Annotated in this window: 16 protein-coding genes; 5 read left to right on the forward strand and 11 right to left on the reverse strand. The window is 66.5% G+C overall.

Annotation, left to right across the window (positions count from 1 at the left end):
- Positions 1 to 32: 32 nt before the first annotated feature.
- From N2602_RS26480 to N2602_RS26490, 3 genes are all read left to right on the forward strand, one after another.
- A complete protein-coding gene (locus N2602_RS26480) occupies positions 33 to 506 on the forward strand; it encodes a hypothetical protein (RefSeq protein ID WP_172782897.1) in 474 nt (157 codons plus the stop codon).
- Between the two features lie 315 nt (positions 507 to 821).
- Entirely contained in the window at positions 822 to 995 is a 174-nt protein-coding gene (locus N2602_RS26485) for a hypothetical protein (protein WP_172782896.1), read from the forward strand.
- Positions 996 to 1112: 117 nt separating this feature from the next.
- Positions 1113 to 1787 carry an isoprenylcysteine carboxylmethyltransferase family protein gene (locus N2602_RS26490; protein ID WP_172782895.1) on the forward strand — a complete coding sequence of 225 codons (675 nt, stop codon included), beginning with the start codon at positions 1113 to 1115 and terminating at the stop codon, positions 1785 to 1787.
- A gap of 28 nt (positions 1788 to 1815) precedes the next feature.
- Here N2602_RS26490 and N2602_RS26495 read toward each other — a convergent pair whose 3' ends face one another.
- The 10 genes from N2602_RS26495 to flgB form a co-directional block, all read right to left on the reverse strand.
- Positions 1816 to 2523, reverse strand: coding sequence for a glutathione S-transferase (locus N2602_RS26495; protein WP_260379914.1), 708 nt, complete (start codon positions 2521 to 2523; stop codon positions 1816 to 1818).
- 207 nt (positions 2524 to 2730) lie between these two features.
- Positions 2731 to 3411 (reverse strand): lectin, encoded by a 681-nt coding sequence (locus N2602_RS26500; RefSeq protein WP_172782893.1) that lies wholly within the window; start codon positions 3409 to 3411, stop codon positions 2731 to 2733.
- Between the two features lie 144 nt (positions 3412 to 3555).
- Positions 3556 to 4569 (reverse strand): Tim44 domain-containing protein, encoded by a 1014-nt coding sequence (locus N2602_RS26505; RefSeq protein WP_172782892.1) that lies wholly within the window; start codon positions 4567 to 4569, stop codon positions 3556 to 3558.
- 337 nt (positions 4570 to 4906) lie between these two features.
- A complete protein-coding gene (cckA, locus tag N2602_RS26510; protein ID WP_260379915.1) occupies positions 4907 to 7492 on the reverse strand; it encodes a cell cycle histidine kinase CckA in 2586 nt (861 codons plus the stop codon).
- 154 nt (positions 7493 to 7646) lie between these two features.
- Positions 7647 to 8726: a flagellar biosynthesis protein FlhB gene (gene flhB / locus N2602_RS26515; protein WP_260379916.1), complete on the reverse strand. Its 1080-nt coding sequence runs from the start codon at positions 8724 to 8726 to the stop codon at positions 7647 to 7649.
- 7 nt (positions 8727 to 8733) lie between these two features.
- Entirely contained in the window at positions 8734 to 9504 is a 771-nt protein-coding gene (fliR, locus tag N2602_RS26520; protein ID WP_212257968.1) for a flagellar biosynthetic protein FliR, read from the reverse strand.
- A gap of 17 nt (positions 9505 to 9521) precedes the next feature.
- Positions 9522 to 9785, reverse strand: a complete 264-nt coding sequence (fliQ, locus tag N2602_RS26525) for a flagellar biosynthesis protein FliQ (protein ID WP_011088555.1) — start codon at positions 9783 to 9785, stop codon at positions 9522 to 9524.
- Positions 9786 to 9956: 171 nt separating this feature from the next.
- A complete protein-coding gene (gene fliE, locus N2602_RS26530; protein WP_172782888.1) occupies positions 9957 to 10265 on the reverse strand; it encodes a flagellar hook-basal body complex protein FliE in 309 nt (102 codons plus the stop codon).
- Between the two features lie 16 nt (positions 10266 to 10281).
- Positions 10282 to 10707 (reverse strand): flagellar basal body rod protein FlgC, encoded by a 426-nt coding sequence (gene flgC, locus N2602_RS26535; protein ID WP_036013073.1) that lies wholly within the window; start codon positions 10705 to 10707, stop codon positions 10282 to 10284.
- An 18-nt stretch (positions 10708 to 10725) separates the two neighbouring features.
- The gene (gene flgB, locus N2602_RS26540) at positions 10726 to 11130 is read right to left on the reverse strand and encodes a flagellar basal body rod protein FlgB (protein WP_172782887.1); all 405 of its coding nucleotides are present in this window, start codon (positions 11128 to 11130) and stop codon (positions 10726 to 10728) included.
- Between the two features lie 355 nt (positions 11131 to 11485).
- On the opposite strand from flgB, the gene N2602_RS26545 reads away from it, so the two are divergent.
- Together N2602_RS26545 and fliP are read left to right on the forward strand one after the other, a co-directional pair.
- On the forward strand, positions 11486 to 12460 hold the full coding sequence (locus tag N2602_RS26545; RefSeq protein WP_260379917.1) for a flagellar biosynthetic protein FliO: 975 nt from the start codon (positions 11486 to 11488) through the stop codon (positions 12458 to 12460).
- A complete protein-coding gene (gene fliP / locus N2602_RS26550; protein WP_260379918.1) occupies positions 12457 to 13215 on the forward strand; it encodes a flagellar type III secretion system pore protein FliP in 759 nt (252 codons plus the stop codon). The genes N2602_RS26545 and fliP overlap by 4 nt, the downstream gene beginning before the upstream one ends.
- 193 nt (positions 13216 to 13408) lie before the next feature.
- On the opposite strand, the gene N2602_RS26555 is transcribed toward fliP, so the two are convergent.
- The gene (locus tag N2602_RS26555) at positions 13409 to 17119 is read right to left on the reverse strand and encodes a tetratricopeptide repeat protein (RefSeq protein WP_260379919.1); all 3711 of its coding nucleotides are present in this window, start codon (positions 17117 to 17119) and stop codon (positions 13409 to 13411) included.
- Between the last annotated feature and the right edge of the window lie 21 nt (positions 17120 to 17140).

Here is a 17140-nt window from a genome sequence, read left to right on the forward strand (position 1 = left end):
GCTTGAATGCGCGCCCTAAGGGGCTTTTTATCATGACATTGAAACTGAACGTCCGCGGCGCGATCCTGGTCGCCGCCGCCATCACCGGCCTTGTGGCTCTCACCTCGCCCGCCCGCGCGGATCGCTGCGACGACAGCGCCAAGGAGCTGGCGAACCAGGTCGACCGTCTCAAGGTGAATTTCCGCGCCGCCAACGTCGTGTATCTCACGCACCCCGCGGCCAAGGAGCTGTCGGTCGGCTGCCGCGGCGACAAATATTCGATCGAGCTCTATGCCAAGGGTGATCGCAATCCGAAGCCGGAGTTCTATGCGCTGGTCGGATCGATGGCGGCGATCGTCTTCACCGTGACCAAGGACGACACCACGACGGGCGCGACGCGCTGCCTGAAGCGGATGGGCCTGCTCCGCGGCGACAAGGTCACCATGCGCTACCGCCGGCTCAACATGGAATGCACCCGCACCAAGACGGAAGCGTCCATCGCGATCACGCGCGGCAAGGATGAATAAGCGGTATACTCCTCGCTCCTACTGCGAAGACCGTGCAGGTATAGCGCGACGCAGCTCACCACGTACTCCGTCATTGCGAGCGTAGCGAAGCAATCCAGAAATCTGTCCGCGGAGACAGTCTGGATTGCTTCGTCGCAAGGGCTCCTCGCAATGACGGGGAGAGGCCTCGTCATTTTCACGCAGACCGTCACGTCCGCTAGAGCAAAAAGACCCATCCCCACCGCACCAATTCCCTCGCAATTTAACGATTGGCTTGAAGGAAATTTCGCTCCTCGCAGGGCAGGCTCGCTTGTTTCCATGTGTGAGGATTTGCGGATGAAGGTTTCCACCGTTGCGCCCCCGCCGATCGCGATCGTGGTTCCGAACTACGACACGACCAAGCCGCAGGACGATCAGACCAAGGTCAAGGACGAGGATCCGACCTTCAAGCCGCAGCCGCCGGCGCCGCTGCCGCCGGGTCAGGGCACGCGGATCGACCAGCTCGCCTGATCGGGCTTGCCAAAGCCGAAAGCGCCCGATCCGGTCGATCGGGCTTTTGGCGTGTCCGGTCGCATCTTTGCCGGATAGCCGGACCAGGATCGTGCGCCATTCACCCGGGACCTGCGCATGATCGCACGGCTGCTGTTGCAGAACACAGTGTTCGTCGTCGGCATGGGTGCGCTGCTGTTCGCGTGCGCCGGGACGCTGCATTGGCCATCGGCCTGGGCCTTCCTCGCCATCTCCGCCCTCCTCGGCCCACTCTGCGGCTGGTGGCTCTACCGGATCGATCCGGCGCTGCTCGCCGAACGTCTGCGGCCGGTCCTGCAAAAGGATCAGCCCGCCGCCGACAAGATGTTCATGGTCCTCTTCATCGTCGCCATACTGGCCTGGCTTGCCGTGATGGGGCTCGACCGCCGCGTTCGATCCTCCGACATGCCGACCGTGTTGCAGGTGCTCGGCCTCGGGCTGTTCCTCGTTTCAACACTGTTCACCATGTGGGTCTTCCGCGAGAACTCGTTCGCCGCGCCCGTGGTGAAGCTGCAAGCCGAGCGCGCGCAGCACGTGATCTCGACCGGTCCCTACGCCTATGTCCGCCACCCCATGTACAGCGGCATGGTCCTGTTCTTCACCGGCGTGCCGTTGCTGCTGGGGTCGTGGTGGGGACTTGCGATGATGCCGCTCTTCATCGCCCTGTTCGCCGTCCGCATCCCGATCGAGGAGCGCACGCTGCGCGAGGGCCTGCCGGGCTATACCGATTATGCGGCGCGGGTGCGCTATCGCCTCATCCCGGGCGTCTGGTGAACGCGCCTCACGTCCTGCAGGAAACCGGCTATCGATCCAGCTCGCGATAGCGGCGGAAGATGCCTTGCTCGTTGAAGGGAATGCGGCGCTTGCTTGCAAGATACGCCTTGATATTGGGCCGCGCCGCGATGCGGTCGTGCAGGCCGACGAGGCCCGGGACATCGGCTTCGAACGCCTTCATGCGTTTGGGGAAGGCATAACGCAGTCCCTCGACGATCTGGAACAGCGAGAGGTCGACGTAGGTCGGGTGGCGACCGGTGACATAGGTGCCGCCGTTTGCGTCGAGAAGCTGCTCGAAATAGCCAAGATATTTCGGCACCCGCTCGTCCCAGAAATCGGCCGTGCGCTTCTTCGCCGGCGCCTTCTGGTCCTCATAATAGAGCGAAGGCCCGAGCGGATGATGGGTGTCGTGGATCTCGACGACCAAGTCCGTGATCGTGAGCTGAAGCTGGTGCACCCAGAGCCGGCCGGCTTCCGTCTTCGGCGCGAGCCCATGACGGGCACCGAGATAGAGCAGGATGTTGGCGGTCTGGCCGATGACGAGCTTGCCCGCTTTCAGGAACGGCGGTGCAAAGGGCGGTGTGCCCTTCTCTGCGTCCATCATCTTCATCATCGCAGCCGTTCCGCGCGGACCGCGCGCGACGTCGACGTAAGCGGCGCCCGCCTCCTCCAGCGCCAGCCGCACATATTCGCCGCGGCCCTGGATCTCGGGCCAGTAGTAGAGCTCGTATGTCATGGGAGAGGTCCGTGAGCGTGGAGGCGATCGGACCAATGTAGCATGCGGCTCAAGGTTCCCTCAGGTTGGACGGAACGGCCGCGCCACATACGCCGTCATTGCGAGCGTAGCGAAGCAATCCAGAAATGCCTCTGCGGAGAGAGTCTGGATTGCTTCGTCGCAAGGGCTCCTCGCAATGACAGGTGGAAAGAGCTTCGCGCCCAAAACTCAATTCGCCGCGAAGCAGTACAGCAGCCCGTCGCCGCCGGTGCTCTTCAGATCGGCCTGCGAGCAGCCGCCGTCGGGACCGCGCGAGGGGTGAGAGCTGTTCCACGACTTCGAGGGCTCGTCGTCGCGCAGACCACGGCGATCGAAATGGCCGACCATTGCGGCGCCTTGCGTGCTCGATGTCCAATTCTTGCAGGTGCGATCGTCGGGCCCGGCAAACGCGGTGCCGTCCGGTTGCGATCCCGTGAGGATGTCGTGCCGGTTCGGCTGGTCGCCGGAACCATTGATGACCTCACCCTTTTCGCTGAGCGCGGTCTGCTTGGTGAGATTGTTGGTCGCGCCGTGCAGCTCGGCGACGTCCTTGGCAATCACCGTGCCCTTGGCGTTCTGCCACGGACCCTTGCCGATGCGATCCTTGGCGTTGACGGCCGGCTTGCCGTCGGCGGCCTGCGTCGAGAGATAGGCGCGCCAGGTCTTGGCGCCGGCGCCCGCGGTCTGAGCAAGCTTCTGGCATTGCGCATCGGCGCCCTCGAGACCGCCGAGATCGGCGCCCTTGCCGGGCCCGTTGGAGGTCACGAAGAAGGTCATGTCGGCCGACTGCGCCCGCGCCGATGGGGCAGCAAGCAAGACCATGGCCAGCGCAACACTGGAAATCGTCATGGATTTGTCGATACGGATCATCCTGTCCTCCCAAAGTTGTTTTTGTTCGCCGCCTGACTTCAACCCGAGGCGCCCCCGCTTATTCCGATGCCGTGCTGCGAGAGGCCCAAAAGAAAAGGGCGCCGTGCCGAAGCACGACGCCCTGGTTCCTCATCTCATCCGCGATCAGTTGGTCTGCTGGATCGCCGACAATTCCCAGCCGGTGCTCGGCCGGCGGGCGAAGGTCCAGATCTCGGTCGCCTCGCCCGGCTGCTCGCTGCCGGCGACGATTGCGCCGGTGTTGCGATCCACCGTCTTGTCGGTGAGCGCGAAGCGCAGCGCCACCGTGGCGTAGTCGGTCTCGCCTTCGCGCCAGGCTTCCGCGAGGTCGCCCTGCAACAGCTTCACGTTCGTGACCTTGTTGATCACGTTGCGGGTGCGGTTCTGGGCAAGGTCCTGCTCGAAATAGGAGACCATTTCCGGCGTCGCGAGGGTGTGCAGCTTGGCCACGTCCTCGTTCGACCAGGCGGCCTGAACCTCGCCGAGCAGCCGCTCGAACGCCTCGTAGTCATCCGGCTTGATCTCGAGCGGCGCATTGTTGGCGCCGAAGCCGAAGCCGCCGAGGCCGCCGCCAAGACCACCACCAAGGCCGCTGCGATAGTTCGTCTGCGGTCCGGGACCTGCGCCGGAATCAGCATTGGCGTAAGCCGCCCGCGGGGCGTGACGGCGCTGCCACCAGGACATTGCCAGCCGCACCACGAGGACCACCAGCGCGATCTGGATGATCAGGCCGAGGATCGAGGACAGGCCGCCGAGGCCGCCGAACAGGCCGCCACCGAACAGCATGCCGAGCAGGCCGGCGCCGAGGAAGCCGGCCGCGAGGCCGCCCATGAAGCCGCCGGCGCGGCCGAACAGGCCGCCGCGCGCGGGCGCGGAAGCAGCCGAGTTCATGCCCGCACCCGGCTGGGTGTAGGTCCGGTTGAACTGCGAGGTGGAGCCCGGCGCGGTCGTGGTCGACGGCGGAGCCGAATAGGTGCGCGAGCCGCGCGAACCCGACGACATGCCGCCGCCGACGCGCGCGTCGGCGGACGAGATCGCCAGCGCGGTCGGCAGCGCAAGCGCCAGCACGACGGCGATCGTCTTGAAGAGAGTGCGGGATCGTTGCGAGAAAGTCATGTGCGTTTCCCAAATCCCCGGCATGGGGACGTGCCCCTAAGATGGTCAGACTTCCCGAAAAGTGAAGCCGGTTTCGGAACCCATGGCTGCGGCCCTCAGTCGCGGGGATGTGGCAAAAGCCCATATTTGGCGGGGGTTTGGCCGAGGTACGCGGGGAACCGCGGTCGCCAGTTACCGGTGGGCTTGGGGCCGGGATTTCAGCTTTTTCCCGCGTCCGTTGCGAAGCGCAACTCTATCCACCGTCATTGCGAGGAGCCCTTGCGACGAAGCAATCTAGGATGGTTCCACGCACGCAGTCTGGATTGCTTCGCTTCGCTCGCAATGACGGAGAATGCGGGAACGGCGCAGCGCCGCTCGCCCCTCACCCCTGCTTCGTCATCGTCTCCTTCACCGCCGCCACCAGCTGGCTGAGCGTGAAGGGTTTCGGCAGGAAGTCGAACTGCTGCCCTTCAGGCAGGCTCTTCTCGAAGGCATCCTCGGCATAGCCGGAGACAAAGATGAACTTGATGTCGGGATTCTTCTCGCGCATGGCCTTGAGCAGCGTCGGGCCGTCCATCTCCGGCATGACGACGTCGGAGACGACGAGATCGATCGCGCCGCTCTGCTCGTCCAGCACCTCCATGGCCTCGACGCCGTTCTCGGCCTCGACCACGGTGTAGCCGCGTGAGCGCAGGCCGCGGGCATTGAGCGCGCGCAGGCCCTCCTCGTCCTCGACCAGCAGGATGGTGCCCTGCCCGGTGAGGTCGGTGCGCGGCTTCGCCTCTGCCGCCGCGGCGGGCGCGGGTTCCTTGGCGGCGCCGCCCGTCGCGCTGGCCACAGCTGGCTGCTCGACCTGCACCTCGGCCTCGGCGTGGTGGCGCGGCAGGAAGATGTGGAACGAGGTGCCCTGCCCCGGCTCGGAATCGACGTAGATGAAGCCGCCGGTCTGCTTGACGATGCCGTAGACGGTGGAGAGCCCGAGGCCGGTGCCCTTGCCGACCTCTTTCGTCGAGAAGAACGGCTCAAAAATCTTGTCGCGGATGTCGGCGGGGATGCCGGTGCCGGTGTCGGCGACCTCGATCCGGACATAATCCGCGGCGGGCATGCCCTTGTAGGCGAGCTTGCCCGCGTCCTCGGTGGTGACGTTGGCGGTGCGGATGATCAGCTTGCCGCCGTCGGGCATGGCGTCGCGCGCGTTCACCGCGAGATTGACGATCACCTGCTCGAACTGGGAGACGTCGACCTTCACCGGCCAGAGGTCGCGCCCGTGGACGAGGTCGAGCTTGACCTTCTCGCCGATCAGCCGGCGCAGCAGCATGGTGAGATCGCTCAAAGCGTCGCCGAGATCGAGCACCTGCGGCCGCAGCGTCTGCCGCCGCGAGAACGCCAACAGCTGCCGCACCAGGGTGGCGGCGCGCGTTGCGTTCTGCTTGATCTGCATGATGTCCTGGAACGACGGGTCGGTCGGCTTGTGCGCGTTCAGCAGGAAGTCGTTCGCCATCATGATGGCGGACAGCACGTTGTTGAAGTCGTGGGCGATGCCGCCGGCGAGCTGACCCACCGTCTCCATCTTCTGCGACTGGTTGATCTGGTTCTCCAGCGCGCGCCGCTCGGTGGTCTCGAGCATGTGCACGATGGCGGCTTCCGCCTCCGTCTCGGCCGAATCGACCGGAGTCACGAAGAACTGGCCCCAGCGTTCCTTGGTTCCCTCCAGCGCCACCTCGACCGGCGCGATGTCGGCCTTGCCTTCGGCGGCCTGGTTGATGGCCGCGATCAGGAGGTGCCGGTCGCGCGAATTGACCGCGCGGAAGATCGACTTGGAGGAGGTGTCCAGCCCGAGCGCCTGACTAAGCTTGGCGTAGCGGGCATTGGCACGCACCACATTGCCGGCGCGGTCGACGGTCGCGATCGCCATCGGCGTGTGGTCGAAGAAGCGCATGAAGCGCACTTCGGCGGCACGGTCAGGGTCGCTGCGCTCGTCGCGGGCGCGGCTGATCACGAGCGTGCGCGAGGGCCCCGGCGCGCCGTCGGCGCCGAAGGCGAGCTTGTGATACAGCCGCACCGGCATGGTCTTGCCGGTGCGCATGCGCAGGTCGATGTCGAAGACCTCGGTCTTCACCTCGCCCGGCACCGCCACGATCGAGGTCAAGAGCGAAGCGCCGTCGCCGGAGACGATGTCGGTGAGCTTCAGGCCGCCCGAGCCGATCTCGGCGAGGTCGTAGTCGAGCCAGTTCGCCAGCGTCGCGTTGACATAGGCGAGTTCGCCGGCCGGATTGACCGAGAAGAAGCCGCACGGCGCGTGATCGAGATATTCGATCGCGTGCTGGAGCTCCTGGAACACGTCCTCCTGGCGCTCGCGGTCGCGCGTGATGTCGGCGATCGACCACACCGCGTATTTCGCCTCGCGCTTGCCGGTGCCGAGAGGGCGCACTCGCATGCGCAGCCAGCGGCCCTGGCTGCCGTCATGGCCGGAGATGCGCACTTCTTCCTGCTGCCGCTTGCCCTCGCGGGCGGCCTTGAGCAGCCGGAACACGGCTTCCGAGACGTCGGGGTTGCCGATGAAGACGCGCTCGACGGGGCGGACGTCCTGCGGGCCGCTGGCGCCGGTCAGCGTCAGATAGGCGGCATTGGAATAGACCACGTGTCCGCGCGCGTCGGTGACCGCAAGGCCGTCGAAGGCGTGATCGGAGATGCGGCCGATGATGGGATCGTCGAGATTGCGGTCGGCAAAGCGGATGATACCGGCGGCGAAGGCGAACAGGTTGAACAGGCCGACCATCGCCAGCACGGCGAGGATGCCGAGGATGTAGGGCTGCGCCTGCGCGCGCCCGAGCGTCATAAGCCCGACGGCCACGGCGACGAGGCCGGCGGCCACCAGCAGCACCAGCGCAATGCTGCCCGAGCGCGGCGACGGCTCGTGCGCCGCAACGGGCTCGCGTGTGAGGTCGTGGTCGGTCTCGGCGGTCATCTCAAGCTGGCGCGGCCTGTCGGCAGAGAATCAACGCGCCACGGGGCGCATGGGGTCCTCCCTGCCTGAATCGGACCCTGAGGTGCAAGGGCAGCAGCGGCGAAAGGTACGCTGATTCCCAGATTACGGCCATTTCCGGTACTTTTCGGGCATCTTACCCCCGTCCGGCGCCAAATCCCCGCTTCAGGCGCATGACGTAGCCGATGACCTCGGCGACGGCGTGATAGTGCTCGGTCGGGATTTCCTGGTCGATGTCGACGGTGGCGTAGAGCGCGCGGGCCAGCGGCACGTTCTCCACGATCGGGATGTCGTGCTCGCGGGCGATCTCCCGGATCTTGAAGGCGAGGTTGTCGACGCCCTTGGCGACGCAGATCGGCGCGGTCATGCCGCGCTCGTAGGACAGCGCCACCGAATAGTGGGTCGGGTTGGTGATGATCACGGAGGCCTTGGGAACCGCCGCCATCATGCGCTTCTTGGCACGTTGCTGCCGCAGCTGCCTGATTTTGCCCTTGATGTGCGGGTCGCCTTCGGACTGCTTGAACTCTTCCTTGATCTCCTGGAGCGACATCTTCTGGCGCTGGAACCAGCTGCGGTACTGGAAGAAGTAGTCGGCGATGGCGACGATCGCGAGTGCGGCGACCACCGCGCCGAGCAGATGGATCGTCATGCTGGTGCTGGCGCCGAGCATGGCGGCCGGATCGAGCCTGACCATCGCCTCCATGCGATGCCGCTCCGGCCACAGGATCATGGTCATGACCACGCCAAGCACCACCAGCTTGCCGATGCCTTTGAGAAAATTGGCCGCCGCCTGCTTGCCGAAGATGCGCTTGAAGCCTGCCCCGGGCGAGATCTTGCTGAACTTGGGTGTCAGGGATTCGGTCGACCACACCAGGCGGTGCTGCAGCATGTTGCCGGCAATCGCGGCCAGCATCAGCATCAAGAGGGGCACACCGATCGCTGCAAGCACGGCGAATTCGATCTGCTGCATCAGCGCGAGCAGAGCCTTACCGTCGGTCTTGATCATCCAGGAATTGGCGAGCAGGTTGCGCATCGGCGTCAGCAGCCCGCCGCCGACCGAGCCCGCGAAGGTCGAGACCACGAGCGTGCCGCCCGCCATCATGAACCAGGTGTTGATCTCCTGGCTCTTGGCGACGTCGCCGCGTTGAAGCGCATCGTCGAGACGCTTTTGCGTCGGGTCTTCTGTTTGACTTTCGGGATCGTTGTCTTCCGCCATCGATCACCTACTTCAGCGGCATCATCTGGTGCATGACACCGATGAAGTAGTCGAGATAGGTGCCCATCATCGCGGTGAGCACCACGGCGAGCACCAGGAAGCCCGCGAAGATCGACAGCGGCACGCCGACGAAATAGACCTGCATCTGCGGCATCAGCCGCGCCAGGATACCCAACCCGATGTTGAAGACGAGGCCGAACACCAGGAACGGCCCGGAGAGCTGCAAGCCGAGGCGGAAGGCGGCGGCGAAGGCGCGAGTCGCGAGCGAAGCGATGTCGCCGCTCGACACGGTCTCGCCCGGCGAGAAGATCGTGTAGCTGTCGTTCAGCGCCGCGATCACCAGATGGTGGCTGTCGGTGGCGAACAGCAGCGTCACGCCCAGCATGGTCAGGAAGTTGCCGACCAGCACGCCCTGCTGTCCCTGCGTCGGATCGACCGAGGTGACGAAGCCGAGCCCCATCTGCTGCGCGATCACGGATCCCGCGACCTGGAGCGCCGACAACGTCACGCGCGCGGTCGCGCCCAAGACGATGCCGATCGCGATCTCATGCAGCATCAAGACCAGCAGCGGCGCCAGCGAGCCCATGTCGACCTGGTAGGCATTGCGATGCAGCGGCAGGATGATCAGCGTGAGCAGCAACGCGATCGACAGCTTGATCCGTGTCGGAATGTTGGTCTCGCCGAGCCCCGGCAGCAGCATCACCATCGCGCCGACCCGGGCGAAGGCGAGCATGAAGGAAGCGGCGAGCGCCGGCAGCAGCGAGACGTCGATGCGCATAGTTCACGCATTGTGCCTCAGCCGCCGATGATTCGCGACGAGATCCGCAGCATGTGGGCGTGGAGCGAGTCGGCCATGAATGGCAGCGCCAACAGCATCGTAGCGAAGATAGCCAGGATCTTCGGCACGTAGATCAGCGTCTGCTCCTGGATCTGCGTCAGGGCCTGGAACAGCGACACGATGACGCCGACCACGAGGCCGACCACCATCAGCGGCGACGACACGATCACGATGGTCCAGATCGCATCACGCGCGACGTCGAGGGTCTCGGGTCCGGTCATTTCAAACTTTCCTTGTTCATTTCCACCTTCCCACCGCTGCTCCGAGCGATGCGAAGACCCTCCCCCGTCATTGCGAGCGAAGCGAAGCAATCCAGGCTGCCGCCGCGGAGAGATTCTGGATTGCTTCGCTGCGCTCGCAATGACGCCTGGGACGAGCGCCAGCGCAAAAAATCAGATCGGCATCTTCATGATGTCTTCATACGCCGCGATGACGCGGTCGCGGACCGAGACCAGCGTGGACACCGCGACGTCGGTGTCGGCGACCGCCGTGACCACGTCCATCACGTTGGCCTTGCCGGCGGCCATTGCCACCGTCTGCGCGTCGGACTTGCGGCCGGATTCCATGACGCTGCCGACGGCGTCCTTCAGCAGCGCGGCGAAGGATTGCCCGTTGGGTTCGCTGCCCTTGCCGGCGCCGCTGTTCTCCAGCACGCGGGCGAGATTGGCGTAGGCGTTGGCGGCGATTGTCGGTGATGCCATGGCTCAAATGTCCTGTTCAGCTCTTGAGGATGTCGAGCGTGCGCTGGATCATCCGGCGCGTCGCACTGATGATGTTGAGATTGGCCTCGTAGGACCGCTGCGCGTCGCGCATGTCGGTCATCTCGACCACCGAGTTCACGTTGGGATATTTGACGTTGCCGCTCGCATCCGCAGCCGGATTGTTCGGCTCGTATCTGACGCGGAAGGCGGACTGGTCGGGCTTGATCCTGCCGAGGGTGACGACCTGCGCGTCGAGCGTGCGGTCGAGCGCGGAGGAGAAGGTCGGCACCTTGCGCCGGTAGGGATCGCCGCCGGCGGTCTGCGCCGTCGAATCCGCATTCGCGATGTTCTCCGAGATCACCCGCATGCGCCCGGCCTGCGCGCGCAGGCCCGAGGTCGCGATCGCCATGGAGCGGGCGAAGTCGCTGCTGTCATTTGCCATGATCCGCCTCCTTTAGGCCTAACCCTTGCCGATCGCGGTCTTGAGCAGGCGCAGGCTCTTCGAATAGAGCGAGGTCGCCGCGGCGTAATCCATCTGGTTGCTGGCGGCTTTCATCATCTCCTCCTCCAGATTGACGGCATTGCCGGCAGGGCGGGTCTCGAAACCGGCATTCTTGTTCTGGTCGAAGGCGGAAGGCGCCCCCGACGGCGTCATGTGCGAGGCGCTGGTCCGGGTCATGGCCAAAGGGCCCATGGACCCCGTGACGGCGCCGGTCTTGTCGAGCTTCGGTTCGACCAGGTCGCGCGGCCGGAATTTCGGCGTGTCGGAATTGGAGACGTTCTCGGACAGGACGCGCTGGCGCTCCTGGTGCCACTGCATCTTGGTGCGAAGCGCCGACAGCACCGGAAGGTCGTTGATGGACATCGTCGCGGCTCCCTCCGCCCCGGACGGACCCCAGGGACCGCCGCTAGGCAGAATTTGCCGCCTGTATGGTTAACAGCTGGTTAAGGACCGCTCGCAAAGCATGTCTCCCAGCCGAAGCTGATTCTCGCGCCGGCGCGATTCGCCGCCGCGAAAAGTGGCATTAACCCAACCGTTTGGCGGCGCGTGCACAGGGCAAGAAGTCGTTTTGGATCGGGCGATTCATGGGTTATTAAGAGTTGGGGACGGCAAAACTTGCCGTGGAACGTTAAGAAATCGCAGTTTTGGGGCATCGTCCGCCGGTGGTCGGCTCAACTGACCATGGGCACGAGAAAAGCGCCATTTGTCGGGGACAAGTATGCAAGGCAGCCCTATCACCTTCATCGTCGCGTTCATCGTCGTGCTGGCGTTGATCGGCGTCGCTGCGTGGCTGGTTCGCCGATTCGCCGGTAGCCGCATCGGCGCCAACACCCAGCGCGGCCGGATGCCCCGCCTCGCCGTGATCGACGCCGCCGCGGTCGACGGCCGGCGCCGGCTGGTGCTGGTCCGGCGCGACAATGTCGAGCATCTGCTGATGATCGGCGGCCCGACCGACATCGTCGTCGAGCCCAACATCGTTCGCGCCGCGCCCAGCCGCGACCAGATCCCGCAACGGCCGAATGCCGCCGAACCGCCGCGCCTTGCGCCGATGCCCGATGCCGGCGGCTGGGCCGACGACGCGCCGCGGCCCGAGTTGCTCGATCATCCCGAGCCGCCAATGCCCGAGCCGCCGCCGCGGCCCGCGCGCCCCTCCTTCGCCGACGAAGTGCGCCGGCCTGCGCCTGCCCTGGCCGAACGCCGCAGCGAGCCGGCCCTGGGCGGCTTTCCGCCGGAGCCGGTCGCGCCACGTCCCGAGCGCGAACCGCGGCCCGAGCCGCTGCCGCCGCGCATTGCCCGCGGCGAGCCGCCGCTGATGCCGCGTCCGCCGCGCGGCAGTGAGCCGATGAAGATGCCGCCGGTGCGGGCCGAGCGCGCCGCCGCACCACCGCCTCCTCCGCCCGTGCCGCAGGCTCCGCCCGTTCCGCCGCCAGCGCCTGCTGCCGCGCCCTCGAGCGCCGAGCAGAATCTCGCCGAAATGGCGCAGCGCCTGGAGGCTGCCCTGCGCCGCCCGGCGGGGGAAACGGTCGCGCCCCCGGTTGCGCCCGAGCCGCCGCCCGCTCCGGCGCGCGCCGCTCGCAGCGAGCCGCCGGCGCCGCCCGCCCCGCCGGCGAAGCCGGCCGCGGAAAAGACCAGCTTTGAAAATCTCGAAGACGAGATGGCCTCCCTGCTCGGCCGTCCGAAGCCGTCTTCGTGAGGTTGTCGGCCCTCCCGCGTAGAGTTCTTTTCCTTTCTGTCCTGGTCGGCGCGGCTTCGCTCGCGAGCCTCGCGCATGCCCAGGACATCAGCATCAATCTCGGCGGCGGCGCGGGCGGCGGCGGCGTCACCGAGCGCGCGATCCAGCTGATCGCGCTGCTCACGGTGCTCTCGATCGCGCCGTCGATTCTGATCATGATGACGTCGTTCACGCGCATCGTGGTGGTGCTGTCGCTGCTGCGCACCGCGATGGGCACCGCGACCGCCCCGCCGAACTCGGTGATCATCGCGCTCGCGATGTTCCTCACCTTCTTCGTGATGGGACCTGTCCTGCAGAAATCCTATGACGAGGGCATCCGCCCGCTCGTCGCCAACCAGATCGGCGTCGAGGATGCGCTCCAGCGCGCCTCCGTGCCCCTCCGCGGCTTCATGCAGAAGAACGTGCGCGAGAAGGACCTGAAACTGTTCCTGGATCTCTCCAGCGAGGCGCCGCCCGCCACGCCGGACGATCTCGCACTGCGCATTCTCGTCCCCGCCTTCATGATCTCCGAGCTGAAGCGCGCCTTCGAGATCGGCTTCCTGTTGTTCCTGCCCTTCCTGATCATCGACCTCGTCGTCGCCTCGGTGCTGATGTCGATGGGCATGATGATGCTGCCGCCGGCGACGATCTCGCTGCCGTTCAAGCTGATCTTCTTCGTGCTGGTCGACGGCTGGTCGCTGGTGGCGGGGAGCTTGGTGCAGAGTTACGGGGGGTGAGGCGGCCTTCGGGCGATGCCTGCATCCCCTCCGCCCTCAGCGATCGCCTCCGCTCCCTCCCCGTCATTGCGAGGAGCCCTTGCGACGAAGCAATCCAGACTGCCTCAGCGGAACGACGCTGGATTGCTTCGCTACGCTCGCAATGACGAGATCGTGGAACCGTCGCGGGCCGCGCCTCGGGCGGTAGCGAGCTCTACCGCGTCATCTTGATCTGCCGGACAACCGGGATCGTGGGCAGCGAGCCGGTGTGGTCGCTCGTGTCCTTGGCCTGCGGAGCGCCGGGTGCGCGCGCCGTGGCGTCGGGGAAGCGCTGCTTCATCTCGCGCAGGAAACCGTCGAGCGTGTCGACGCTGGCGGCGAGCTTGGCGATCTCGGCGAATTCGGCGCTGGAGGCTGCGGCCGGCTTGCTCGCAATGTCGAAGGCGAGACGGTCGGCGCTCTCGCTCATCAGCGGGGCGTATTTCTCGCGGAAGCGCGACAGGCCGATCGAGTCGTCGGCGAGTGCGTAGCCGACGGCGGCGCGGATGATGTCGCTCTTCTCGACCGCATTGAGCGGCTTGAAGTCGCGGAAGCGGTCACCGTAATAGAGCTCGATCTGTTCGGCGGACTCGCGCCAGCGCCGCGCCGCCCAGAAGATGTCGGAGCGCAGGCGGAGCACCTCCCGCCCGGCGACGTTGGAGACGATGTCGAGCGCGAGATCGTGACGGCCGACGTCGCTCTGCGCGCGCGCCTCCAGCAGCAGGCGCTGCTGCCGGAGCTCCCCGGAGAGATCGCTGATGCGGCTCGCGCGCAGCGCGGTGATCGCCATGTCGGGCTTGCGGTTGGCGAGATAGATCATGGCAAGGCGCGCGGCGACCTGGGCGCGTGCGGCGCCTTCGAGGCGATGATCGACCTGGTATTGCAGGAGCTCGGCGGCCTGGTCGAGCAGATCGATCGCGGCAAGACGGTCGGCGAGCCGGCGGATCAGCTCGTCGCCGCGGCGGCCGATCGGCGTCTGCTCGCGGAATTCGTAGAACATCCCGAGCGCCTCGACCGGCGGCAGCTCGTCGCCCTTCGGCCCGAGGAAGATCTGCGTGAACAGCTCGGAGGCAAGATCCTGCGCCTGACGCGAGGCTTCCGCGTTCGGCTGGAGCCTGGTCGCGGTGCGCGCGGCGGTGAGCGCATCGCGGTAGCGTCCGTTCTCGGCATAGAGGCGCGAGAGCATCTGCAGCGTCTTGACCTCGATCGCGTCGCCGCGCCAGGTCATCGACAGCGTCTCGAGCTCGCGCAGCGCCTCTTCCTTGCCGATCTCGTCGCGCTTCTGGCGCAGCGCGACCTCGAGCTGCTTGGCCTCGGCCGCAGCCGGACGGTCGTTCGAGGCGACCGCGAACTTGTAGTCGTCGAGCGCATCCTTGTCGTGGCCGAGCGCCTCGGCGAGCCGGCCGCGCAGCACGGCGAAGCCCGGCGCGGCCTCGGGCGGGACACCGACCACCTCGAGCTCGCTGCGGCGCTTGGAGGCGCCGGCATAGTCCTTCACCTCGAGGGATGCGCGCATCGCGTCCATCGTCACGATGCGCTGGATGTCGAGCGGCAGCGAGGCGATGGCGAATTCGACGTTCTTGAACTTCTCGCGCGCATCGGCCCATTTGCCCTGGCGCGCATAGGCGAGCGCCTTCCAGAGCTGGGAATCGTGGCTGTTGCCGATCGCAGGATTGGCGAGATCCTTCAGGCCCTGCGCGGTCCGGCCGATCAGGATGCTGGCGATCGCATGCATGATCAGCGCACCGCTCTCCTCCTTGCTGAGGGGATCGCTCAGCATCACGTCGGTCACGGCCTTGGCCTCGTGATACATGGCGCGCGACATGTAGAATTGCGCGAGGTCGAGCCGCGGCAGCGAACGCAGCGCCGGCTCGACCGCCGAGATCGCCGTCATCAGCTCGCTCTGGCGCGTCATGAAGTTTTCCGACTGACCCTTGCGCCAGCCTTCGGGACTGAAGATCGGGCGCACCGCGGTCGGCGCCCGCTCGGCCGAGATGTCGACCGGCGACAGCGTCAAGCCACCCTTCTTGCCGAGTATGACCTTGTCGGAGCCGACCTCGACGCCGATCTCGTCGGAGTTCGGCCGGATCGCGATGCCGTGCGCGGATTCCAGCAGCGAGAGATCGACGAGGTCCTGCCGCTTGATGAAGCCGCGCACCGGCCGCTGCCCGGTGACGACATAGAGCGTGTCGCCGGCGTCGGGATCGGTGAGCTTGTGCAGCTGGCCCGGATTGGCGAACGGGATCGCGATGTTGGCGAGCGCGGGATCGGTGATGTTGCGCGACATCATCAGCGGCAGCGGCGTCGCCTGGATCTTGTCGGCGAGCGTCAACATCCAGTTGGTCTCCTTGCCGACCTCCTCGCTCGTCAGCGAATATACCAGCGGACGGGTGAGACGGATGCGTACCGCCTGCCCCTTGTCGAGCGGGATGCGGCCGACCTCGCCGATCATCGCGCCGCCCTTGGTGCGGATCGCCTCGACATCGACGGGCTTCGGCGTGTCGAACACCAGCCACACGGTGTCGCCGCGGCGGAACGCTGCCGCCGGCGTTGCGACCTGAAGCGGGAACGTCACGCGCAGGCCGTCGCTGTCGCGGCGTGCATCGACGCCGGCAATCGCGGGCGCGACCGGCGCCGGCGCGGCCTTGGCGACATCCGTGGCGGCATCCTTGGCCGGTTCCTTCGCGATCTCCTTGGGCGCTTCGACAGGCGCAGCCGCCGGCGCAGGCGGCGCCGGCTTCGCAGCCTCCTTGGGCCCCTCAGGAGCCTGCGCCGCTTCTGCCGCGGGAGGGGCTGCCGGTTTCGGCGCTTCGGCGGGCGGCAGCGCGGCGGGCGCTTCCACCTTCACCTCCGGCTTGACGTCGATCTTGGCCTCGCGCGCGATCGTCTCGGAGGTCGGCGGCGCGATCTCGCGGTGGGCGTCCTTTTTCTCGGCGGCGGGCTTTTCGGGCGCGGGCGCAGGGCTAGCTGCCGGCCCGTGACCGGCCGGCTTCATCTGCGCGATCGTCGCCTCGGGCGTCGCAGCCGACTTGCTCTTGTCGGGCTGGAAGGAGACGTCGACGACATAGTTCTTCTCGTCGCGGAACGAATGCACGTCGGAATCGCCGATCAGCGCGATCTCGACATTGGTCTGGTCGATATCGGATTTCTGCTTGATCGAGGCGACGTTCGGCGGCGCGGCGACCACTGCGTCCGCCAGGTCGAAATTGAGATTGGCGTTAAAGACGAGCGTGAGCTTCTGCTCGTTGAGCACGGAGGAGACGCCGACCCCGTCGGGCATCTCGAACACGAAGCGCACGAAAGTCGGCTGCACCGAGGCACGGACGCGGATCTGCGGACGCTTCTTGGCCTCCGCAGCCGCGCGCTGGGCGCGCAGCGCACGCTCGGCCGCGCGTGCCCGCTCCGCGAGTTCCTTGACCACGTCCATGGGCAGGCTCGGCGGCGGCCCCTTCCAGCCCTCGGGCAGCAGGTCGACGAAGGTGCGCTCGCCGGCGTTCATGGTGTTGACGGTGACGCGCCGCGCCAGCGACAGGCGAATGGCGCCGCCGTCAGGGTCGCGGCGGGCGGAGTTGACGTAATCGGGCGCGCCTTCCGGCACGCGGTCGACGGGAACATCGACGGGCCGGTCGAAGCGGATGATGAGGATGGAGCCTGCGGTGGTCACCTCGGAGGGAACGTCCTCGCCGAGCTTGATGACGAGACGGGCAAAGCCGCCACCGGCTGAAAACGTCGCCTCGCCCCTGATCGGATCGGCCGCCCGGACCGGCGCACCGAGGCCAATCAGGACACAGGCCGCCAGCAAAGAAGCCTTGCGGACATGGCGCGCCAAGCCTCGCGCCGAAGCGCGGGCTCGCGACACAAATCCAGCGGCAGCCTTTCGCGCCATTGGCGGTATTTCTTCCGGTTC

The organism is Bradyrhizobium sp. NC92, from assembly GCF_025200865.1.
In the GTDB taxonomy this organism is placed as follows: Bacteria; Pseudomonadota; Alphaproteobacteria; order Rhizobiales; family Xanthobacteraceae; genus Bradyrhizobium.